Annotated in this window: 25 protein-coding genes; 18 read left to right on the forward strand and 7 right to left on the reverse strand. The window is 56.2% G+C overall.

Annotated features, from left to right (window positions below; genetic code table 11):
* Positions 1-4: 4 nt before the first annotated feature.
* From ACO550_RS22425 to ACO550_RS22440, 4 genes are read right to left on the reverse strand one after another with little or no spacing between them, the layout of a single operon-like run.
* Positions 5-382, reverse strand: a complete 378-nt coding sequence (locus tag ACO550_RS22425; protein ID WP_315594174.1) for a YciI family protein — start codon at positions 380-382, stop codon at positions 5-7.
* Between the two features lie 7 nt (positions 383-389).
* Positions 390-1,313 (reverse strand): VOC family protein, encoded by a 924-nt coding sequence (locus ACO550_RS22430; protein ID WP_315594173.1) that lies wholly within the window; start codon positions 1,311-1,313, stop codon positions 390-392.
* Positions 1,314-1,322: 9 nt separating this feature from the next.
* Positions 1,323-1,637, reverse strand: coding sequence for an NIPSNAP family protein (locus tag ACO550_RS22435; protein WP_315594172.1), 315 nt, complete (start codon positions 1,635-1,637; stop codon positions 1,323-1,325).
* Entirely contained in the window at positions 1,634-2,545 is a 912-nt protein-coding gene (locus ACO550_RS22440; RefSeq protein ID WP_315594171.1) for an NAD(P)-dependent oxidoreductase, read from the reverse strand. The genes ACO550_RS22435 and ACO550_RS22440 overlap by 4 nt, the downstream gene beginning before the upstream one ends.
* Before the next feature lie 219 nt (positions 2,546-2,764).
* On the opposite strand from ACO550_RS22440, the gene ACO550_RS22445 reads away from it, so the two are divergent.
* Positions 2,765-3,742: a LysR family transcriptional regulator gene (locus tag ACO550_RS22445; protein ID WP_315594170.1), complete on the forward strand. Its 978-nt coding sequence runs from the start codon at positions 2,765-2,767 to the stop codon at positions 3,740-3,742.
* Here the strand turns inward: ACO550_RS22445 and ACO550_RS22450 are convergent.
* A complete protein-coding gene (locus ACO550_RS22450; protein WP_315594169.1) occupies positions 3,724-4,626 on the reverse strand; it encodes a LysR substrate-binding domain-containing protein in 903 nt (300 codons plus the stop codon). The two genes, ACO550_RS22445 and ACO550_RS22450, sit on opposite strands and share 19 nt — an antisense overlap.
* A gap of 143 nt (positions 4,627-4,769) precedes the next feature.
* Here ACO550_RS22450 and ACO550_RS22455 point away from each other — a divergent pair, with 143 nt between their 5' ends.
* The 12 genes from ACO550_RS22455 (at position 4,770) to maiA (ending at position 14,948) form a co-directional block, all read left to right on the forward strand.
* Complete coding sequence (locus tag ACO550_RS22455) at positions 4,770-5,759, forward strand: 2Fe-2S iron-sulfur cluster-binding protein (RefSeq protein WP_315594168.1); 990 nt, start codon at positions 4,770-4,772, stop codon at positions 5,757-5,759.
* A 42-nt stretch (positions 5,760-5,801) separates the two neighbouring features.
* Positions 5,802-6,830: a gentisate 1,2-dioxygenase gene (gtdA, locus tag ACO550_RS22460; protein ID WP_315594167.1), complete on the forward strand. Its 1,029-nt coding sequence runs from the start codon at positions 5,802-5,804 to the stop codon at positions 6,828-6,830.
* 32 nt (positions 6,831-6,862) lie between these two features.
* On the forward strand, positions 6,863-7,561 hold the full coding sequence (locus ACO550_RS22465) for a fumarylacetoacetate hydrolase family protein (RefSeq protein ID WP_315594166.1): 699 nt from the start codon (positions 6,863-6,865) through the stop codon (positions 7,559-7,561).
* Positions 7,562-7,586: 25 nt separating this feature from the next.
* Positions 7,587-8,843: a Rieske 2Fe-2S domain-containing protein gene (locus tag ACO550_RS22470; protein ID WP_315594165.1), complete on the forward strand. Its 1,257-nt coding sequence runs from the start codon at positions 7,587-7,589 to the stop codon at positions 8,841-8,843.
* Position 8,844: 1 nt separating this feature from the next.
* The gene (locus tag ACO550_RS22475; protein WP_315594164.1) at positions 8,845-9,315 is read left to right on the forward strand and encodes a nuclear transport factor 2 family protein; all 471 of its coding nucleotides are present in this window, start codon (positions 8,845-8,847) and stop codon (positions 9,313-9,315) included.
* Positions 9,316-9,325: 10 nt separating this feature from the next.
* On the forward strand, positions 9,326-9,640 hold the full coding sequence (locus ACO550_RS22480) for a Rieske 2Fe-2S domain-containing protein (protein ID WP_315594163.1): 315 nt from the start codon (positions 9,326-9,328) through the stop codon (positions 9,638-9,640).
* Positions 9,641-9,704: 64 nt separating this feature from the next.
* The gene (locus tag ACO550_RS22485) at positions 9,705-10,886 is read left to right on the forward strand and encodes an ABC transporter substrate-binding protein (protein ID WP_315594162.1); all 1,182 of its coding nucleotides are present in this window, start codon (positions 9,705-9,707) and stop codon (positions 10,884-10,886) included.
* A complete protein-coding gene (locus ACO550_RS22490) occupies positions 10,883-11,803 on the forward strand; it encodes an ABC transporter permease subunit (protein WP_315594161.1) in 921 nt (306 codons plus the stop codon). Before ACO550_RS22485 ends, ACO550_RS22490 begins: the two co-directional genes overlap by 4 nt.
* A 2-nt stretch (positions 11,804-11,805) precedes the next feature.
* Positions 11,806-12,819 (forward strand): ABC transporter permease subunit, encoded by a 1,014-nt coding sequence (locus tag ACO550_RS22495; RefSeq protein ID WP_315594160.1) that lies wholly within the window; start codon positions 11,806-11,808, stop codon positions 12,817-12,819.
* On the forward strand, positions 12,816-13,565 hold the full coding sequence (locus ACO550_RS22500; protein WP_315594159.1) for an ABC transporter ATP-binding protein: 750 nt from the start codon (positions 12,816-12,818) through the stop codon (positions 13,563-13,565). The genes ACO550_RS22495 and ACO550_RS22500 overlap by 4 nt, the downstream gene beginning before the upstream one ends.
* Positions 13,566-13,571: 6 nt before the next feature.
* Positions 13,572-14,279 (forward strand): ATP-binding cassette domain-containing protein, encoded by a 708-nt coding sequence (locus tag ACO550_RS22505; RefSeq protein WP_315594158.1) that lies wholly within the window; start codon positions 13,572-13,574, stop codon positions 14,277-14,279.
* Between the two features lie 15 nt (positions 14,280-14,294).
* Positions 14,295-14,948 carry a maleylacetoacetate isomerase gene (gene maiA / locus ACO550_RS22510; RefSeq protein WP_315594157.1) on the forward strand — a complete coding sequence of 218 codons (654 nt, stop codon included), beginning with the start codon at positions 14,295-14,297 and terminating at the stop codon, positions 14,946-14,948.
* A gap of 255 nt (positions 14,949-15,203) precedes the next feature.
* On the opposite strand, the gene ACO550_RS22515 is transcribed toward maiA, so the two are convergent.
* The gene (locus ACO550_RS22515; RefSeq protein ID WP_315594156.1) at positions 15,204-15,515 is read right to left on the reverse strand and encodes a tetratricopeptide repeat protein; all 312 of its coding nucleotides are present in this window, start codon (positions 15,513-15,515) and stop codon (positions 15,204-15,206) included.
* Positions 15,516-15,778: 263 nt separating this feature from the next.
* Here ACO550_RS22515 and soxR point away from each other — a divergent pair, with 263 nt between their 5' ends.
* Entirely contained in the window at positions 15,779-16,210 is a 432-nt protein-coding gene (soxR, locus tag ACO550_RS22520) for a redox-sensitive transcriptional activator SoxR (protein ID WP_315594155.1), read from the forward strand.
* A gap of 66 nt (positions 16,211-16,276) precedes the next feature.
* On the opposite strand, the gene ACO550_RS22525 is transcribed toward soxR, so the two are convergent.
* A complete protein-coding gene (locus ACO550_RS22525; protein ID WP_315594154.1) occupies positions 16,277-17,209 on the reverse strand; it encodes a LysR substrate-binding domain-containing protein in 933 nt (310 codons plus the stop codon).
* A gap of 117 nt (positions 17,210-17,326) precedes the next feature.
* On the opposite strand from ACO550_RS22525, the gene ACO550_RS22530 reads away from it, so the two are divergent.
* The 4 genes from ACO550_RS22530 to ACO550_RS22545 all read left to right on the forward strand — a co-directional run bounded on the left by ACO550_RS22530 (position 17,327) and on the right by ACO550_RS22545 (position 22,427).
* The gene (locus tag ACO550_RS22530; protein WP_315594153.1) at positions 17,327-18,181 is read left to right on the forward strand and encodes a pirin family protein; all 855 of its coding nucleotides are present in this window, start codon (positions 17,327-17,329) and stop codon (positions 18,179-18,181) included.
* A 163-nt stretch (positions 18,182-18,344) separates the two neighbouring features.
* Complete coding sequence (locus ACO550_RS22535; RefSeq protein ID WP_315594152.1) at positions 18,345-19,295, forward strand: LysR substrate-binding domain-containing protein; 951 nt, start codon at positions 18,345-18,347, stop codon at positions 19,293-19,295.
* Between the two features lie 428 nt (positions 19,296-19,723).
* Positions 19,724-21,343 (forward strand): malate dehydrogenase (quinone), encoded by a 1,620-nt coding sequence (mqo, locus tag ACO550_RS22540; protein ID WP_315594236.1) that lies wholly within the window; start codon positions 19,724-19,726, stop codon positions 21,341-21,343.
* A gap of 211 nt (positions 21,344-21,554) precedes the next feature.
* Positions 21,555-22,427, forward strand: a complete 873-nt coding sequence (locus ACO550_RS22545; RefSeq protein WP_315594151.1) for an ATP-binding cassette domain-containing protein — start codon at positions 21,555-21,557, stop codon at positions 22,425-22,427.
* Positions 22,428-22,432: the final 5 nt, after the last annotated feature.

Genomic DNA, 22,432 nt, shown 5'->3' on the forward strand with positions numbered 1-22,432 from the left:
CGTCCTAGAATACCTTGACGGATTTATCGGAGAAATTGACGTTGATGGAGATGCTTCCCTCCATGACCATCCATTCCCGCAACTCGAATGTGAATACGCCATCGATGATGAAGGGATCCGAATTCATGATCGTCCGGGCTTCCTCCTCGGTGCCAGCACGGATCAACGTCATGCCACCGAGTTCGCCAGGGGCAGCGCCACCCAGGAACGGCCCAGACATGAATAGCTCTCCGCGCCTTTCAGCATCGATTGCCCACTGCAGATGACTGGCGAGAATCTCACCGCCTTTTTCTGCGTCGACGGGGCTACGGATGGCTACAAACAAACGCTTGCGCAGCATCTTCGCCATCATCTGACTGGCATTGAGACCGGTATCCATCATGGTTGCCTCACCGTTCCTCGAAATTCACTACGAAATCCGGGGGCGGAGGCGTGGTCGCCCAGACGGCTGTCAACTGCTCCGGTGACGCATCGAGCGGCACCCAGTTGGAATCATCTTCGGGAATGATGTCGATATCCCAGAAGTACTCACAGAGGCTGTTCCATGGATCACGAATGTAGTGAAAGTAGTTCGATCCAGCGACATGACGACCCATGCCGAAGGCAGACCGATAGCCACGATCCACCAGGTTGGCCGCGCCCACTGCGATTTCGTCCAGGCTTCCAACTTCGAAACTCAGATGATGCAGGCCGGGATGTGAGCTCTTGGCAAAGGCGACCATATGGTGGTCGCCCCCAGCTGCGCTGCGCAGGAATGCGAGGATATCTCCTGCGCGGTCGGAAACCTTCATGCCAAGGACATCGGTGTAGAACGCAACTTGCCGGTTGACGTCGGGAGAAAACTTGATCAGATGGCCGAGCCGCAACGGGGCGGCTCGCATGCCCTGGGACTCCGGTGTGCACGCCCGCTTACCGATGCGGCGATAGTCTCCTGGCGTATTGATCGCTTGCGCGGTGACGATGCGACTGGGTTGACTTTGAGCTTCGGCAATATGGAGCCATCCTCCATCGGGATCCTGAAACCAGACCCCTCCAGGCTCAAGTCCGAACGGGCCGTCTGAGATTTGGACGCCGTGTTGTTCAAGGCGCCTCTTCCAACGATCGAGCTCGCCCTCGCCAACGCCAAACGACACGTAGGAGAGTTTTTTCTGGGGGCCTGCAATCAGCCTGACCTGATCCTGGTTTCGCCCGTCGCAGCGGAACACCAGATCATTGCCAACCACGTGGGAAGCGAGACCGAAAGTTTCATAGAACGCACGCCCGACCTCCAACTCCGGAACCGTAAGACCGACGTGCTGCAACGAGCGGATCATCGTGCCTCCTTAGCGAATGGGAGAAAATGGTGCCGGGGTGAGTAGTTCGCTTCTCTGAGCAACGACCAGAGGTCCGGCTTTTGCAAGGAATGCATGCCATTCTTTGCTTTCGGCAAGCGTAGCGCGCCGGCTCATCCGATCCTCGAACGAGGTAAAGCCCCATAATTGGACGATCTGGTTCAGTTCACCGGTCTCGGTACTAAAGTAACCAATCAGATTGCCCAAGGCTTTGGCCTGGATAGCAAGGCCTTCGGCTTCATAAACGGACAAGAACTCTCTCAGTTTGCCTGGCTTCAGGGAATAGACGCGTTGCTCAATGATCATGATGATTGCTTCGTTGAATTGCGGTGCCCGAGCGTGGCAGTGTCATCCTCAAGCAGTTTGATGACAGCGGCGATATCCTCGTCCGCCATGCCCGATGCCAAGGCCCGTTTGTAGTACGGGGCAGCGGTGTCGAACAGCGGGGTCGCGCAGTCCAGTTGTTCTGCGAGCGACTCCGCAAAGTCGATGTATTTCTCGATTGTCTGAAACGCTCCCATCGCAGGCCTGAATTGGCGAGTTGCCATGAGCGGAGCACGAACGTTGAACATTGCGGAAGCCCCTGCGCCGTGCCGGATAACTTCGGCGACACGTTGCAGATCAAACCCAGCCTTTGCCGCCAAGTTCATAGCTTCGGCCGCAGCAAGCGTATGGACCGCCACCAAGTGGTTGGCAATCAGCTTCATGTTGACAGCATCACCTAATTCGCCAATACGAAACTGCGTGGGTGAGATGGCGTCCAGAATCGGCTGGCCGCGCTCGCACAGTTCCTCCGATCCTCCAAGTAGCAAGGCGCATTTCCGATCTGCCACCATCGGAGGCGAGCCGCTGACCTCGCATTCAAGGACTCTTGCCCCTTTCGCTTCAATTTTCCGCGCCTGCTCGACCTTGAAGGCCTTACGAAACGTGCCGAGATCAATCACAAGGTGATGTGAGCCAAGTGCCGCAAGCAGTCCCCGCGGGCCCTCCAGAACCTCCAGGTACGCACTCTCACCCGGCAGGCAAAGCAAGACGACATCGGCTTCGCTGGCGACCTGCTCGGGGGTTTCCAGTGCAATCCCACCACGCGCAACAAAGGCCTCGCGATCCGTCCTACGGAAGCCCACCACGCGCAGGCCAGCTTGCATCAGATTGGAAGCAATCGGCAGGCCGAGTTGGCCAATACCGATCATTCCTACAGTCGGGTACGACATATGTCTCCTTATTTATGACTGCATTCTTGTCAATGGAGACGCTGAAAACCAGACGCCGACGATGAAAGAAATGTATAAACTGAATTTATACTTTCACAATGACGATTTTTCGGCCTATGAAGCGCGCTCCCAGGCGCCAGAAGGCCGTAGAATGGCGGGTCTACGCCACGATGGTTGCACAGATCTGGCCTCAATCGCTGGCGAACTAGGGAGAAACCCTTGAAAGACTTAAACCTGCTTTATGTATTTGAGGCCCTTTGGAGAGATCGATCCGTCACAATCGCCGCTGAAAATCTCGGGGTCACGCAGGCGGCCGTCAGTAGCGCCCTAAAGCGTCTGCGGACTGAATATGGGGACAAGCTCTTCATGCTCGTAGGCCGGCGGATGGAGCCGACACCGCTCGCGACTTCGATTGCCGGGGCACTACTGGACTCACTTTCGACGATCCGCAAAACTGCCGGCACCTTAACGCCGTTCGACCCAACTCATTCGCGCCGTCAGTTCACCATTCGGACGCGGGATGTAGGGGAAGTGCTGTTGCTACCCCAGATCCAAGACGAACTACTGAGAGCGGCACCGCAAAGCAGCATCCAAACCGTTTACGCGCCGATTGATGAAACGCTGTCCGCGCTGGCAACCGGGCGAATCGATTTGGCTGTTGGATATCTGCCAACATTGGAGCGCGACATATACAAGCGCGCACTCTTCCAGCAGCAGTATGTTTGCGTCATGCGCGCAGGACATCCGCTCACGGCCAGAACCGACATTACCCTCGACGAGTTCCTTGCCCAGGACCACCTCTTGGTTACGTTTTCGGGCAGCGGCCACATCCTTCTTGAACGCGCTCTCGTCGATGCAGGCGCAAAGTCGCGCATTAAGGTACGCATGCCGCAGTACCTTGCAGCGCCACATGCAATCCTGGGTTCAGATCTGATTTGGACGGCCCCACAAGCCTTGGCGAATGTGCTCGCCCGTTACTACCCGCTGGCCATTCGTCCTCTGCCGCTCACCCTCGAACCATTTGAGGTCGCACTGTATTGGCACCAGCGCTTTCACAAAGATCCCGCCAATGTGTGGTTTCGTAGCCTGGTCATCGAGGCGATCCACCGGACACCCTGGCCAGAAGGGCCAGCGGGACAAACCGGCTTTACCAAGGTGGAGCCAGCCCCCGGTGTTGTCTACTCCGAGAACAATTGAAAGATCCGACTGCGAAGCCACTGACTGGCCGGGTCGCGATGAAATCGAGAATGCCAGAAGAGGTTGATTTGAATCTCCGGAAGATCGACGGGGTGCCTGATATATTTCAGGCCAAAAAATTCAGCGCTGCGCTGCGCAAATTTCTCGGTGACGGTAGCCACCAGATCAGTGCTTTGCACGATGTCGGCCACCGCGACAAAGTGCGGCACCTGTAATCGAATATTGCGCTGAATTCCCCGCTTCGCAAGGATCTCGTCCACCTTGGCGTGCCCGGTCCCGGAAGCGGTGACCACAACATGATCCGCCTGCTCAAAATCCTTGAGCCGCACTACGCGTTTGTCTAGCGGGTGTCCGGGTCGAAACATGCACACGTAGCGCTGGCGAAACAAGCGGCGTTGAAAGAACTCGGACGTCAGTTCTGGCAGATGGCCCACTGCCAGATCAATCTTTCCCTGGCTCATTTCATCCGCGAGATTTGTGATGCTGTTGCGACTTGTCCCGATCGAGACCCGCGGGGCTTCCTCCCGAATTGCACTCATCAAGCGCGGGATGAAATAGACCTCACCAATGTCGGTCATTGCCAGTTGAAAGAAGCGATCGCTTGTCGCTGGATCAAACGTCGTCCTTCGATTCAATGCCGACTGAACGGTATCCAGTGCATAGGCAATCGGTTCAGCAAGCTCCTGCGCGAAAGGTGTGGGAAGCATGCCTTTGTTGCTGCGCACGAAGAGCTCGTCTTCAAAGGTCTTACGAAGCCTTGATAGCGCATTGCTGACGGCCGGTTGGCTGACGCTGAGGGCTTTGGCTGCCCCCGACACCGTACCTAATCGAAGAAGGTGCTCGAACACAACAAGCAGATTCAAGTCGACATCTTGCAACTCCATTGCAGGCTCCTCATCACCGGAAAAATTCGGCCATCGCAGCCACTATAAGATCTGTGAATAGATCATATAACTGACATTCTATTGGTTTATGAACGTGGATGCACCATGATTTCTCCATACATCAATAGATACACGGAGACGACATGGAAGTACTTGTCCAGCCTATTGGACAGCGCCTCGACGTTCGGCACGGCGAGAATTTGCTCAGCGCACTTCAGTCTCATCAGGTCCCTATTTCCTACAGCTGCATGTCCGGCCGCTGTGGCACTTGTCGCTGCAAAGTTCTGGAAGGCGATATTCATGAGAACGGTGGCTACGAATTTCACAACGTCGACCACCGAACAGACAGACACGTCCTGGCTTGCCAATCAGTCGTTACCGGCAACTGCGTGATCGAGATTCCTGAGCCCGATGAAGTGGTCGTACACACTGCCCGGATCATCAAGGCCACCGTCACGGCAGTCGATGACCTGACGCACGACATCAAACTAGTGCGATTGCTGCCCGCAAAGCCGCTTACTTTCTCGCCAGGCCAGTATGCGACTCTGCAGTTCACGCCCGACCATATCCGCCCCTACTCCATGGCAGGCCTTGCGGCGGACACGGAGTTGGAGTTCCACGTCCGCCTGGTACCGAACGGGCGGGTCACGAGCTACATTCAAGAAACGCTTAAGGTCGGTGACAGCGTTCGCGTCAGTGGGCCGCTAGGTACTTCGTATCTGCGCACCCGGAACAGCGACCCCATCCTCTGCATCGCTGGTGGCACCGGCCTTGCCCCCGTCATCTCGATTGTGCGCGGCGCGATGGAAGCGGGCATGACGAACCCCATTCGACTGTACTTCGGCATTCGCTCTTCTCGCGACGCATATCGGCTGGACACGCTGCGCGAGCTTGTGCGACTGCATCCGAACCTACAGGTCGAAGTTATCGCGACTTTCGCTGAGAGCAGTTACGACCTCCGTACGGGCCTGGTAACCGAAGCGGTGCAGCAAGATTTTACTGACCTGCACGGGTGGCGAGCTTACCTTTGCGGCGCACCACCTATGGTGGAAGCGGCCACGCTGCTGCTAAAGCATAAGGGAGTCAAGCCAGAGCACATCTACGCCGATGCGTTCTACTCGTCTGGCACGTAATACGGAATAGAAGAACTTAACCACATACGGAAGGAGACAGTAATGTCCGCCACACAGGAAGAACGAAAGAAGTTCTATGACGCCATTCGAGCCAGCAACCTCACGCCGCTATGGGAGGTCCTGCATGGCTTGGTGCCGCCGCACCCCCAATCGCCAATGCAGCCCGCTCATTGGAGGTATGCAGAGGTACGCCAAGCTGTTCACCGTGCGGGAGAGCTGATCTCAGCCGAAGAAGCCGAGCGACGTGTGCTCATTCTTGAAAACCCGGCAGCCCCGGGCGCTTCACGAATTACGCAGACACTCTATGCCGGATTGCAACTGATTCTTCCCGGGGAGGTAGCGCCAGCCCATCGACATACGCAGTCGGCACTACGACTGGTACTTGAGGGAAGCGGCGCCTACACGGCCGTAGATGGTGAGCGAACTACGATGACGCGCGGCGACTTCATCATCACGCCGTCTCAAACGTGGCACGACCACGGGAATCTGGGCAGTGAACCAGTCGTCTGGCTGGACGGTCTTGATATTCCACTTGTCCAATTCCTCGACGCCGGATTTGCCGAAAAGGCCAATCAAGCCAGCCAGCCTTTGGGCCGTCCGGAAGGAGATTCGCTGGCGCGCTACGGCAACAATATGCTCCCCGTGGACTTTGAGCAAACGAGCAGCGAGCCCACGCGGGTCTTTGTCTATCCGTTCACTCGCACGGTCGACGCGTTGCGCGGCATTGCACGCACTGCTGCCAATCCTCATTTCGGGCACAAGCTACGTTATGTGAATCCGGCGACCGGTGCTTCGCCAATGCCAACAATCGGTGCATTTGCACAACTTCTTCCGGAAGGCTTTGAAACAAAATCCTACCGAAGCACGGATGCCACCGTGTTCGCTTGCCTGGAGGGAGAAGGCACAGCGCAAGTAGGAAACCACACCTTCCAGTTCTCCCCTAACGATGTGTTTGTTGTGCCGTCGTGGACTCAGTACTCAATCCACTCGCCGAAGGACACCATCCTCTTTAGCTACTCCGACAAGCCTGTTCAACAGGTACTCGGACTCTGGCGCGAAGAGCGCCTGTAAAGCTTCTTCTTTTTACTTACGGACAATCAACCATGCAATACGCTGTTACCCCTGCACCCTTCTATACCCTGCTGGTCAATGACACGGAAGAGATCTTCCCGGTGAATCGCGTGTTCTGTGTCGGCCGGAACTACGCCGCACATGCGCGTGAAATGGGTAAGGACCCGGATCGTGATCCGCCCTTCTTCTTCATGAAGCCCGCCTCGGCTGTGGTTCAGGCAGGTGAAAATGAAGTGTCAATCCCATACCCGGCCCAAACCTCGAACTTCCATCATGAGATTGAGCTAGTCGTTGCCATCGCTAAGGGTGGCGAGAACATTCCCGTTGAAGAGGCTCTCGCCCATGTCTACGGCTATGCCGTCGGACTTGACATGACACGCCGCGATCTGCAGTTGGAAGCGCGCGACAAAGGTCGCCCCTGGGAATTCGGCAAATCGTTCAGCCAGTCGGCGCCTATTGGCCCAATCACGCGTGCCAGCGACATTGGCCATATCGATTGCGCGGAAATCGCCCTCACCGTCAACGGCGCTACGCGCCAGATCTCCAACATCGACAAACTCATCTGGTCTGTTGCCGAGAGCATCGCCTATCTCTCCCGCTTTGACGCACTCGAACCCGGCGACATCATCATGACGGGCACCCCGGAAGGCGTAAATGCGGTGCAGCGTGGTGACCTGATGGCTGGGAGTGTCTCCGGCTTGACTCCGATTCACGTACGGGTCGAGCAGTAACGGCTTCCCCCTAGAGGAGACAAACATGACGACGAATTTGACTCAAGACGTCGGGAAAGTGTGGCCAGGTGACGATATTAGTCGCGTGCCGTTCCGCGTCTACACTGAACAGGATTTGTACCAGCGTGAGCTCGAGCGCTGTTTCTACGCGAAGCATTGGAACTACGTGGGTCTCGAAGCCGAGATTCCAAATCCGGGCGACTTCAAGCGTACCGCCATCGGTGAACGATCCGTCATCCTGGTCCGGGATCGGGATGGGGAGATTAACGTCGTAGAGAACGTGTGTGCGCACCGAGGCATGAAGTTCTGCCGCGAAAAATCCGGCAACCGTACGGACTTCCAGTGCCCCTACCATCAATGGAGCTACGACCTGAAGGGAAACCTTCAGGGTGTCCCGTTCCGACGCGGCGTCAAGCAAGATGGCAAAGTCAATGGAGGGATGCCTGCGGACTTCAAGACTGAAGAACATGGCTTGACCAAGTTGAAGGTAGCGTGCCGCGGAGGCGTTGTCTTTGCGTCGTTCGATCACGACGTGGAACCGCTCGAGGACTTCCTCGGACCAGAAATTCTCGGTTACTTCGATCGTCTGTTCAACGGCAGGAAGCTGAAGATCCTGGGCTACAACAAGCAACGGATCCCTGGCAACTGGAAACTCATGCAGGAGAACATCAAGGATCCTTATCATCCTGGTTTGCTGCATACCTGGTTTGTGACATTCGGTCTCTGGCGCGCGGACAACAAGTCAAAGTTGGTCATGGACCCTCAGTTCCGCCACGCTGCGATGGTCTCCACTCGCGGCCAGGGCGGCAAAGGTGAAGTGACATCGGGTGTATCCAGCTTCAAAGAGCAGATGGCACTGCACGATGACCGAATTCTGGACATCGTCCATGAACCCTGGTGGGGTGAGCCGACGGCGGTCATGATGACGGTCTTTCCTAGCGTCATCTTCCAACAGCAAGTCAACTCGGTCTCCACGCGGCATATCCAGCCCAACGGCCCAAATTCCTTTGATTTCGTCTGGACTCACTTCGCCTTTGACGATGACAGCGAAGAGATGACACGCCGCCGCCTGCGCCAGGCCAACCTGTTTGGCCCGGCGGGCTTCGTCTCCGCCGACGATGGCGAGGTAATCGAATGCTCCCAGGAAGGATTCGCACAGAAGCCATGGCACCGCGTTATCGCCGAACTGGGTGGAAAGACCGCCGAGAACACTGATCACATGGTCACCGAAACATTGATCCGCGGCATGTATTCGTATTGGCGCAAGGTGATGGAGATTTGACGTGGAATTCCCTGATTACTTCGAGTTGCTCTCCCTCTACGCAGACTATGCAAGTGCGGTAGATAGCGGAGATTGGGACCGCTGGCCCGAGTTCTTCGTTGACGACTGCGTCTACAGACTGCAGCCACGTGAAAACTATGACCGCGGCCTTCCCCTTGCCACACTTTCATTTGAAAGCAAGGGCATGCTCAAGGACCGTGTCTACGGAATTCGTGAAACGCTCTTTCACGACCCGTACTACCAGCGACATATTGTCGGCATTCCGGTGGTGCGCAGTTTCGACGGTGACTGCATCCACGTCGAAGCCAATTACGCCGTTCTGCGAACAAAACCAGATCAGTTGACGGATGTACTGAACACAGGCCGATACATCGATGTTGTCCGGCGGACTGCCAATGGCCTATTGTTTCAGTCGCGCATTTGCGTGTTTGACAGCGAGATGATTCCGAACTCGCTGATCTATCCGATTTGAGGTGAATGTGATGAGCGAAACCTGGGTTGAAGCCGCTTCTGTTGAAAGCGTACCCATTGACGATGTAGCGGCGTTTAATGTGGAGGGCAAAGACATAGCGCTATACAGCGTAGACGGTGAAATCTTTGCCACCGACAACATTTGTACGCACGGCCATGCGCGCCTGTGCGATGGATTCCTGGATGGGCACGAAATCGAATGTCCGTTGCATCAGGGAAAATTCGATGTTCGGAACGGCGCGGCGCTGTGCGCGCCATTGACTGAGAGCATCCGTAGCTACCCGGTACGCATAGAGGGCAACAAGGTGTACCTCGACCTCGGATGAGATATCCCGCCTCTTCTGTCCCAAAGTCGTAAAGCAAACTAGAAACGCCCCAGGAGGAGACAAAATGAAACGCGCCCCCAAAGCTGGCGCCATCGCAGCGTGCCTGTTGTGCTGCGCTGGCCCGGCTACCGCTGATATCCGGATCGGCATCTCTGCCCCACTATCCGGCGCGCAAGCAATCGTTGGACAAGACCAAGTGGATGGCTTCACTCTAGGAGTAGAAATGCTCGGCGGGAAGCTCGGCGGGCATAAGGCAATCCTCCTGAAGGAAGACGATCAGCTCAGGCCGGATCTTGGCGGACAAATTACTCAGAAGTTCATTGAGAAAGACAAGGTCGATGCACTGGTCGGCCTCGGTTTCTCCAACGTCCTCATGGCGAGTCTACGTCGCATCACCGACTCCGGCGTGCCGGCGCTGGCCACCAATGCGGGACCATCATCTGTTGCCGGGCAGCAATGTGCACCCAATTTCTTCTCACTCGCGTGGCAGAACGACGGCGCAGCCGAGGCAATGGGTAAATACGCACAGGACAAGGGGATCAAGCGCGTCTACCTGATGGCGCCCAACTATCAGGCGGGAAAAGACATGCTTGCTGGCTTCAAGCGTTTTTATAAAGGCCAGATTATCGACGAGGTATACACCCAGCTTAACCAGCCAGATTATTCCGCCGAACTGGCGGCATTGCAGTCTGCCCATCCCGACGGCGTCTTTGTGTTCTATCCGGGTGCATTGGGTGTCAACTTCATCAAGCAACTGAGTCAAGCCGGCATCCTGGGAAAAGTTCCCCTCTATTCCGTTTTCACGGTTGACGGCACGACCCTACCGGGCCTAGGCGCTATTGCCACAGGATCCGTGAGTGGCGCGATGTGGGACGCCTCTCTTCCCACCCCTGAAAACGTACGCTTTGTCAGCGCATTCACCAAACGCTACGGACGCGCGCCAAGTGAATATGCGGCAACGGCTTACGACGCAGCGAATCTGTTGGATGCGGCAGCGCGACACCTGAACGGATCGCTTCCCTCTGATCGCAAGGCATTGACAGGAGCCATCAAGGCGGCAGACAGCGGACTCAAATCGGTGCGTGGTCCGTTCCGGTTCAATCGCAACAACATGCCAATTCAAAATTACTATGCGTTTGAAACGTATGCGACAGGCGGAAAGGCTGCGACACGGTTGATTGCCACGCCGCTACCCGAGCACCAGGACGCTTACGTCGATCGCTGTGTAGGGAAGTCAGCACCATGAACATCTCACTGCTCCTTGTTCACCTCCTCAACGGCCTGCAGTATGGGGTTATGCTGTTCCTGCTTGCGGCTGGGCTCACGCTTGTATTCGGCATCATGAGCTTCGTGAACCTCGCACACGGTTCGCTCTATATGATCGGCGCATATGTTGCGGCGACCGTCGCAGCCCACACTGGCTCCTTTACGCTTGCCCTTCTCGGAGCCGTTGGCGCCTCCGCCCTCGTAGGCTTGATTCTCGAGACCTCCATCGTCTCGCGTCTATACAGGAAAGATCACCTCGACCACGTGCTTGCCACATTCGGCATGATTCTGTTCTTCAATGAAGCAGTTCGGATCATCTGGGGACCACAACCCTATTTCGTGTCGACCCCAGAAGCCTTGAGTGGCACGGTAGACATATTCGGCGTGAGCTACCCTGCGTACCGCTTTGCCATCATTGTGGCAGGCTTGCTGGTCGCGGTGGGATCCTGGTGGCTGATTCACCGCACCCGAATGGGTATGCTGATTCGCGCAGGATCAACGCATCCGCGAATCGTCGGCGCACTAGGCGTCAATATCCAATTACTTAATGCTGCGCTGTTTTCGTTGGGATGCGCGCTCGCCGGATTGGCAGGTGCGATGGCTGGCCCCATCTTGTCTGTGCAATCAGGCATGGGGGAACCCGTGTTAATCACGGCATTGGTTGTCATTGTGATCGGTGGCATCGGATCGGTTCGCGGCGCTTTCTATGCCGCGCTGCTCATCGGTGTCTTTGACACGATGGCCCGAGTCTTCCTCCCCATTTTGCTGCGGGAGTTTGCCTCCCGGCAGTTCGCCAATGCCGCCGGCCCCGCCCTAGCGGCGATGGCTGTCTACGTTCTCATGGCGGTGGTACTAGCCGTACGTCCGCAAGGGCTTTTTCCCACGCGAGGAGCTTGACGATGAAACGCTTCCTATCCGGACTTCGCCTAACGTTGGTCGTACCATTGTTGGCGCTTGCCATGCTTGCATTCGTTCCATTGGTGAGTCACGCGACCGATCAGTCGTTCTATGTCACGTTCTTCACACGGATCACGATATTCGCAATAGCCGCCAGCGCTCTGAACCTTGCATTGGGATACGCAGGCCTCGTTAGTTTTGGCCACGCCCTATTTCTCGGTATCGGTGCGTACAGCGTTGCACTACCAATAGTAGGGGGCAACGATAGCGCTCTGCTGCACGTCTTCTACGCCGTATTTGCCAGCGCCATTGTGGCTATCCTGACCGGCGTCATCAGTCTTCGAACATCGGGCATCGCATTCATCATGATCACCCTGGCATTCGGTCAAATGGGGTACTTCTTGATGGTCAGTCTTAAGCAGTTTGGTGGCGACGAGGGGCTACCGATTCCTGGTTCCAGCATGATTGGCTCGACAAGCTTAGGCAATTCTATCGTTCTGTTTGGCGTCAGCTTTGTGATTCTGCTCGCGACATTGATGGTGCTTGGCCGCATGCGCAGCGCATCGTTTGGTATGGTTCTGCGTGGCGCCAGTGCCAATGCACGTCGAGTCAATGCGCTTGGCATCGCGTCCTTCCGCCACCAGCTGGTCGCATACACGATCTCCGGCATGCTCTGTGCACTTTCCGGTGCACTGCTCGCCAATCTTGATGCATTTGCCTCGCCAAACACGATGGCATGGACGGTGTCGGGCGAATTGATTGTGATGGTAGTACTGGGTGGTATGGGTACGGTATTCGGCCCGCTACTCGGCGCCATCGCATTTCTGCTCGCAGAAGAACTTCTGAAAGGCTACACCGAACATTGGATGCTTGTTTTTGGTCCCCTGATCATCCTCGTATCACTGCTGGGGAAAGGGGGGCTCATCGGGTTTCTTGAGAGCCTGGACCGTCGTGTGCAAAGCCCTGTTGCATCCGTTAGGACCCTCACATCCACGCCACAGGAGCACCGTCCATGAGCATTGCTCTGCGAACTGAAGGCTTGGTCAAACGCTTCTCAGGCCTGCTCGTCACCGACGAAGTCAACCTGGACGTCCGACCGGGTGAACTGCATGCCATCATCGGACCAAACGGCGCAGGCAAGACAACGCTGATGAATCAACTGTGCGGCGAACTCGGCTCAGACCGCGGATCAGTATGGCTTGGCGACGAAAACATTAGCAGCTTGCCAGTGCATGAGCGCGCGCACCGTGGCCTGTTGCGCTCCTATCAGATCAGCTCGGTCTTCGAGGCATTCACGGCGCTGGAGAACGTATGCCTCGCGGCAATGGGAACGCGCCACAGTGGCTTCGGTTGCTGGTGGCCGTTGACTGCGGAAAGGCAGCTCCGTGACAAGGCGGACGCGGCGCTGCTTCAGGTCGGACTGGCCGATAAGACCGATGCCGTCGCAGGCGGACTGAGCTACGGTGAACGACGCCAACTCGAGCTCGCAATGGCGCTGGCGGCCGAGCCAAAGTTCCTTTTGCTTGATGAGCCGATGGCCGGCATGAGCGCACAGGAGTCGAATGCAGTGATATCGCTGCTGCACAGCCTGAAGGGCAAGTATTCGATGCTACTGATCGAGCATGATATGAACGCCGTGTTCTCGCTGGCGGATCGGATTAGCGTGCTGGTCTATGGGAAATTGATTTTTACCGGCACCCCGGAGCAAGTACGGAGTCTCCCCGAAGTCAAAGCGACGTACTTGGGCGAGGAGGCCCACTAATCGATCATGAGCAACCTACTGCAAATCGAGGGCCTCAAAGCTGGCTACGGCAGATCGCAAGTGTTGTTCGATGTGTCGCTGGATCTAGCGCCTGGCGAAGCTGTTACGCTTCTTGGCCGCAACGGAATGGGCCGCAGCACCACAGTTTCCTGCCTCTTTGGACTCTTGCCAGTTCAGGGTGGTTCGATACGGATGCACGGACATCGCATCGAAAACAAACCGTCCCACCGTATCGCGCGACGAGGCCTCGGGCTTGTTCCGGAGGGGCGCCATATTTTCCCTCTTCTCTCGGTCGAAGAGAATCTCCTTGCCACAGCGAGGGATACAAGAGTGACCGGCCGATGGACACTAGACGAAGTCTACCGCTTCTTTCCGCGCCTACGCGAACGCAAGCAAAATCTCGGCACGCAGTTGTCTGGGGGCGAGCAGCAAATGCTCGCGATTGGGCGAGCATTGATGACAAACCCCGAAATCCTTGTACTCGATGAGGCAACCGAGGGACTGGCACCTGTGGTGCGCGACGAGATCTGGGCCGCACTGCAGCAGCTGAAGACGGAAGGCATGTCGATGGTGGTGATCGACAAAAATATTGCGGCACTCATGCGCCTCGCAGACCGGCACTACATCATTGAAAAAGGCGTCACGGTGTGGTCGGGAACCTCTGAGTCACTGAAATCCGACGAAACACTTATTCCCCGCTACCTAGGCGTGTGAGCGCCCCAGTCCATCATGAAACCTATCACCCTCCTCAATTACTTTCGCAGCTCGGCTTCCTATCGAGTCCGCATTGCGCTTAACCTCAAGGGCCTGCCATACGACTACGTCGCAGTCCACCTTAACCGAGATGGCGGAGAGCAATTCCAGCCCGCCTTCCGCAAACGCAACGCGCAGTCCCTGGTTCCCGTTTATGAGGAAAACGATACGAGGATCTCCCAATCCATCGCGATCATCGAGTATCTCGACGAACGCTTTCCAGAACGGCCGCTACTGCCCCCTGACCTGTCGGGCCGAGCGTGGGTACGTCAAATCTCCCTTGCGATAGCGTGCGATATCCACCCGTTGAACAATCTGCGCGTTCTCAAGTATCTTTCCGGGACAATGGCACAGCCCGAGGATGTGAAATTGAACTGGATCCGTCATTGGACGGAACTCGGACTAGCGGCGCTGGAGGAAGAAATCAATGCAAACGGACCGGATGGCCCATTCTGCTATGGTGACCGCCCAACCATGGCGGATTGCTGCCTCGTCCCCCAACTATTTAATGCACAGCGCTTCGAAATCGATCTTGGCGCATACCCACGACTCGAATCAATCAGGAAAGCCTGTGAAGAGCTGCCGGCATTCCAGATGGCTTATCCGGCCGCACAGCCTGACGCTGAGTAGTACAGCGCAATTTTTTGGCTCATCGGTCAACCGTGAGCGCGATTTGATCGATGAGCCACGGGGGCGGGTTTCCCGTGGCAGAAACTCGTCGCGTCACGCCGCTGAAGAAGCTCGTCTCACATGACCATATTCATTACTCTCATTTATTGCACTACATAATTACAATTAATACGCCGTTTCTCATTCAACACGCATAAGGTAGTGCATACTTTTGCGGGCCAGTTGGTCCAAAGATTGTGAGAGAGATCAGCGCATTTACGCCTTATCTAAACGCCGTAAGAATATCTCCATCTCCCGGCCGGCCTGCCTGTCGCCCATTTCATGCGAGGCAGCAATGCCGCTTTCCCAAGCAAGACGTGCAGCTCCTTGATCCCCCTGAAGGAGTAGCGCTTTGCCGAGCAGCTTCCAGGCGGCAGAGTACTTTGGATCAAGCTCAACGCATCGGCGAAAATGCTCGATAGCGTGCGCGGTGTCGCTCGCATCAAGATAGGCTTTACCGAGGCCAAACCTGAGCAAGGGTGTGTCTTTACCGTTGGCGAGCATTCTTTCCAGTGCTTGTGCGTCCATTGTCGGGGTCTATGTGTAGTTCGTCGATTGCGCAGCCCTATGCTAGTTGGACTAGCCTATCTCTGTGTAAGAATCCCCTTCGATCCGAGGTGTCTTAACTGGACGAGATTGACGGCCCCCTTGACCTTCTGACGTCGCCGGCCGGTGTCATGATGGATGATTTCTTGCGCTCGGCAGACGCGATGATGCTAAGAGCCGCACGCCGACGCTACGCCGGTAGCCGCAAGCTGGAGATGTGACGAGTGGGTAAGACAGAGCGCTTGATGAGCATTGGTGAGGTTGCCGGGCGCAGCGGCATGACCATCTCCTCGATTCACTTTTATGAATCCAAGGGCTTGATCCAGAGCATCCGAACTGATGGGAATCAGCGGCGCTTTCGTTCGGTAGTACTGCGCTACTTGGCAATCATCAAGGCGGCGCAGGGATGCGGATTTTCCTTGGATGAGATTGGCGAAGCGCTGGGACGCTACCCGTCCTGCAGCAAGTTGACTGCCGCCCAGTGGCGAGCAATATCCAGTGAGTGGCGTGCCAATGTTGACGAGCGCATTGCGACGCTCACCCTCTTACGGGATGCGTTAGACGGCTGCATTGGCTGTGGCTGCCTTTCCCTGGCTGTGTGCAAGCTTCGGAACCCCGCGGACGCGCTTGGGAAAGAGGGCGTTGGAGCGCGCTTCCTGCCACATCCGCGCGCCTGAGCAGATCGCTTTTCCTTGGCATCGGGTCTCATACGTGCCCGCATTGCATTCACTGGTGTGCGGGCTTCATCTGTCGACCACAACGCTGCGCTCCTGAATGCTCGCTGGAAGGTGGACGGTCAAGTAGTCGATCAGACTACGTACGGACGGAAGCATCCCACGGGGACTGGGGTACAGCAGATGAACCAGGTGCATTGTCCCAGTCCAATCTGGCAATACGTGCTTCAGTGCGCCGTCTCGAACTGAAGCTGCCACAATTGGCTCCGGCAATAGTGCCACACCAAGTCCATGAACAGCCGCTTCGTACTGCATGCGGAGGTCCCCCGAGACCAGTCGCGGCGAATGATTCACAACGGTCTTCTCTCCTGAGAAGTCGACCAGAATCCAACTCGCGCTACCGTCGTGCGCATCGCTCGGCCGGCTTAGCGTGTCTAGCTCGGCCAAGGCTTGCGGGGATTCTGGGCTGCGATAGCGAGCCAGGAATGCCGGGCTCGCAACCAGCACGCGCCTCACCTTCCCAAGCTGACGTGCGACGAGCCCGACCGAATCCTCTATCTGTGCATCCGCTCGCAATGCGAGATCAAACCGCTCTTCGATCAGATCGACATGGCGGTCAGAGGCGTCCACATCTAGTTTGACCTTGGGATGAGTCGCCATGAACCCCGGCAATATTGGCGCGAGGTAGCTCTGTGCCATCACCTGCGGGCAACTCAAGCGCACCATTCCGGCAGGCTCGCGGCGTAACGCCGCGATACTGTCGTAAGCGGCACTCGCACTGTCGATCGTCGATTGGCAATGTGTATAGAAGCGCTCTCCAGCTTCCGTGAGTGCGATGCGTCTGGTACTGCGTTGCAGCAATCGCACGCCCATTACCCGTTCCAGCGCGGCAATTCTGCGGCTTAGCCGCGTCTTTTCGATGCCCGTCGCCCTCGCTGCAGCAGAAAAGCCGTTGTGGCGGACAACGGCAGCAAAGTAGGCCAGATCGTTCAGGTCGTCCATATGATTGTTGCAAATACGCACCAGTCTTTGGTGAATTGCCCATCTTATCGGGAACTGGCGCAAAACGTACGATTCCGTATTCGTTCTTTCGACCCCGAGAATCGACGGCCTCAGCTCATGACTACAACGCTCTCCCCGACTGCGCATGCCACTCTTGTCGCAGAGGGTGCCCACTTTTCTGTCAGACGATTGGATTTGCCAGCCTTGGGAGATTTTGCCAGCCCGGTAATGGGTTTTGACCACTACCGCATGACAGGCCCAACGTTTGCCCCACATCCTCACGCCGGATTTTCGGCTGTCTCCTACGTATTCGAAGACTCTGCCGGTGGCCTGCGCAATCGGGATTCCTTAGGTCACAACCTGGTGATTAAACCAGGGGAAATGGTTTGGACCCAAGCCGGACGCGGGATCGTCCATGATGAGTTTCCGGCCCAGTTTGGCCATGAAGTGCACGGCGTACAAGTGTTCGTAAACCTGGCCAGCAGCAACAAGTCGCTCGCCCCCCAGATGATGCATGCCGCGGCACGCGACGTGCCAGTGGTCCAGGATACTTCCGGCAACTCCACTCGCGTTTTGTCTGGCGAGTATTGCCAAGCGCGGGGGCCAGTTGTAGCCAAAGAGCCGTTTGACTTCCTGGACGTGAAAATAGTCAGCGAGTGGGGCTACGCGCTGCGCAGCAATGAGAATGTACTCATCTATGTGCTCTCGGGAGCTATCGACGTTGTCACTAGCGAGGCGCTCCGCCCGTTGCAACCGTACCAAGCTATCGCTGCGCGAGGAAATGCCGACCAGTTGCTGCTCCGAGCGACCACGCCGGCGCACATCCTAGTGCTGTCCGGAACCGAAAATCGCGAGCCCGTGGCTGTATATGGCCCTTTCATCATGAATACGCCTGATGAACTAGCGGCCGCATTCGAGCGTTATCGCAACGGAGAAATGGGAAGGCTACTACCCGTCTCTCGAACGCTCTGACGATAAATAAATCCACATCCTGTCGTGATACCTGACTTCTGTATTTCTACCACAATCTCGTAAAGACCATGGAGCCCGCGGTCAACATCTCGTAAATATCATGGATCATCGATGACATTCCCTCTCGATTCGAAGTAGCGATATCCTGAATTTGGAAAGAAACATGCAATCTGAAACCAAGGAAAAACCAACTGAATGGAAAGACTGGGATATCTTCTGTCGGGTTGTCGAAACCGGTAGCTTCAGCGCGGCGGGTGCCAAGGCGGGCTTGCCGAAATCCACCGTAAGCGCCTCAATTTCCAGGCTAGAAACACAGATCGGCGTGAGATTATTGGAACGAACTACGCGCCGGGTGCAAGTTACCGATGTCGGGCAACGGCTATTCGCACGTGCGGCGCCTCTTTTTGTCGCGCTTCGTGAAGTGGAGATGGAAGCAAAATCCACGACACAGGAAGTAAAAGGAACGCTGCGCATCAGTGCCTCCTACGAAAGCGGATGGCTCTACCTTTCACCCGTGCTTGCGCGAATTCTCAAAACGCACAGCCGCCTGTCCGTCGTGATCGACGACTCACGAAAAATTCCTGATCTTGTTGAGCAACGATACGATATTGCGTTCGTCAGAACGACGGCCCAACTACCAGATAGCTCGCTCGTTATCAAGCGAGTCGCTTCGATGCAACGGGCATTCTACTCATCCCCAAAACTGCTCGACGAGCGAGGCACCCCAGAAACACCGGCTGACATCGAGATGTTTCCAGCCATCGTCGATACTGACGACAAATGCTGGGACATCTCCAAATCGGACGGCAAGTCTGGCCGCATTCTGATCCGACCTTGCATCCGAACGCCAAACTCGGAGATTCAGCTACGCGCCGCGCTCGACGGGATAGGTATCGCTCGCCTCGCTACATCGCTCGTCCAGCCGTACGTGGATACCGGCGACCTGGTGCATGTACTGCCAGACTACAAATCTGCACCCATAACATTCTATGCCCTTACCCCAGCGCGTAGACATATGCCACCCAAGGTCCGTGTACTACTAGAGGCTTTGGATGCCATGAACACAACGGATGCTAGCCTGGCTTGGCATGATCAGGTTGGCTCCGTGCTGTGAATGGGGGCATCTCCGCCGCGAGTGTACTGCTGCACGCTTCGGGACAATTTCCTCGAAGCACGGGTATCGCAAACCATCTTTTATGCACAATTTATCGAGTTATTATTCCCCACACATAAATATCAATTATGTCGCAGTATAAATCTTATAAATCTTTAATCTCGCCATTAGTAGTTTATATTGTGCGCAGGGCTCAGACTCCATGATCTTGGCGGCCTATTCGTAATGCCCCCTGTAGCGGCTTGGCTGTTCCTGCAAGATGTTCATTAGCATCTTTGCTTGTCTTTCCTTGCTCGGGCGCTTGCTGGAGGATTGGCCGCACACCATCTCGCACTTCCATATCGAGCTCCACCCACGCACATGGCGCGATTTGCTACGCAAACCAATAAGGTTGAATCACAGTGATTAAGACAATTAAAGCACTTCTAATGGGAGCGGTGTTCGCCGTGACAGCGATTTCCGCCCAGGCTGGAGAGACAAAAAAAGTCGATGTCTTGCTGATAGGTGGTGGGATCATGAGCTCGACGCTAGCCGTGTGGCTCCATGAGCTTGAGCCTAATTGGTCAATGATGATGATCGAGCGACTCGACGGCGTTGCCGAGGAAAGTTCCAACGGCTGGAATAATGCCGGCACAGGACACTCCGCACTCGCCGAGCTGAATTACACGCCCGAAAGACAAGATGGTACGGTGGATATTTCCAAGGCCGTAGAAATTAACGAGTCTTTTCAGATATCGCGCCAATTCTGGTCGTGGCAGGTTAAGAACGGCGTGCTCAAGAACCCGAGGTCGTTTATCAACTCGACACCGCATATGAGCTTCGTGTGGGGTGATGACAATGTCAGGTTTCTCAAGAAACGCTACGAGGCCTTACAGGCGAGCCCGTTATTTCGAGGCATGAAGTACTCGGAAGACTCCAATCAAATCAAGCAATGGGTCCCGCTAATGATGGAAGGTCGCGACGCGAAACAGAAAGTTGCCGCAACATGGTCCCCTGTAGGTACCGACGTCAATTTCGGTGAAATCACGCGTCAGTTTGTTGAGTATCTACAAGGTCAGCGTGGCTTCAGCCTTTCGCTTTCCAGCGAGGTCCGGACTATCAAGCGCAACGAGGATGGCACTTGGCGTGTGAGCTACGCCAACACCAAATCAGGTGGCCCCCTTCAGGACGTGGACACAAAGTTCCTCTTTATCGGCGCTGGCGGTGGTGCGCTTCATCTGTTGCAGGCCTCCGGCACACCCGAGGCCAAGAACTACGGAGCCTTCCCCGTCGGTGGATCATTCCTGGTCACTGAGAATCCGCAGGTTGTCAGCCGGCACCTGGCAAAGGCATATGGCAAAGCATCTGTTGGCTCGCCCCCGATGTCGGTACCCCACCTGGACACTCGCATCATCGATGGCAAGAAGATCATCCTGTTTGGGCCGTTCGCGACCTTCTCAACGAAGTTTCTGAAGAACGGTTCCTACTTTGATTTGCTTAGCAGCACAAACCACCACAACGTCGTTCCGATGATGCACGTCGGCATTGATGAGTTCCCGCTTGTGGAGTATCTAGCAGGTCAGCTGATGCTCGACGATGCTGACCGGTTCAATGCACTGAAAGAGTACTTCCCACAGGCCAAGAAGGAAGATTGGCGCCTCTGGCAAGCCGGACAGCGTGTTCAGATTATCAAGAAGGATAGTGAAAAGGGCGGCGTGCTCAAACTAGGCACGGAAATCGTGAGTTCCAAGGACGGCTCGATCGCAGCGCTGCTTGGCGCCTCACCAGGCGCCTCTACCGCGGCGCCGATCATGCTAAACCTGCTTGAGAAGGTATTTAAGGACAAGCTCGCAACACCGGCGTGGCAACAGAAAGTTCGACAGATTGTGCCAAGCTACGGGACCAAGCTCAATGACAGCCCCTCGAAGGTATACGAGGAATGGAGCTATACGAGCGAAGTATTGCAGTTGGCGCGGCCGCCGCAGATCGACTTGTCCGTCACCCCACAAGCAGAGCCCGGACAGGCGGCGCCTCGACCGCATAAGGCAGACGCGGATTTGGCGCTGTAAACAATTGAACGGGTACCCGGCTTGCGCTAGCACGCAAGCCTCACCTAAGACGTTGGTCAGGAAACTGTGCCCGCCCCCCCCCAGCCGTAAGCGTTCAAGCGTGGCTGGGGCGGCCTATAGCTAGAATGGGACGGTCTCAAATACGTGGCCAGGCCGTCCCGACGCGTAGATCCTCCCTCTCGGCCTTCGCAGCATCGACATCTCCATCAAAATGGCCCTCTCACATCGGCCCCAGATCGTCGTCAGCCATCTTCGCAAAACTTACCGCATTCACGAGCGTGGTCCCGGAGTGTGCGGTGCGATACGTGCGTTAGTGCGCCCGCACTATCGAACGGTCGATGCACTGGCTGACGTGTCATTTGAGCTGCAACGCGGCGAACTGCTGGGTTTCATTGGCCCGAACGGTGCCGGAAAGTCGACCACCATCAAGATCCTGGCAGGCATCTTACGGCCCGACAGTGGTCGCGTCGAAGTCAATGGGCGCGCCCCGTATGCCGACCGCAAACGGCACGTCGAACGTATCGGTGTCGTGTTTGGACAGCGAACGCAGCTCTGGTGGGATTTGCCGGTGGGTGACGGGTTCACCCTGCTGCGCGACATCTATCGGGTGGACCCCATGCGTTTTGCCCGTACGCACGACGAACTGGTGGATCTCTTGCATCTTGAGCATTTGCTCGATCAGCCTGTACGTCAATTGTCATTGGGGCAGCGGATGCGCGCCGAGATAGCAGCCTCGCTGTTGCACGAGCCCGATATCCTCTTCCTGGACGAGCCAACAATTGGGCTCGATGCGCCCGCTAAGCTTGCGGTACGTGATTTTGTCCGGCGCGCAAACCGGGAGCGCGGCACCACCGTGCTGTTGACCACGCACGACATGCACGACATCGAAGCGCTGGCAAAGCGCGTGATCGTGATTGGTCACGGTCGCGTGCTGGCGGATTGCGGCGTTGAGGCTTTGCGTGCCCAAGTGGTGCAAGCACGCCAGGCAAGCGATCACCAGCCCGAGCATTCCGAGGGCAATAAGCTGACCATTGAGTCCGTCATCGCGCGCTTTTACGAGATGCACGGCGCAGCTGAAACATAGGCCGT

The organism is Cupriavidus sp., assembly GCF_057315035.1.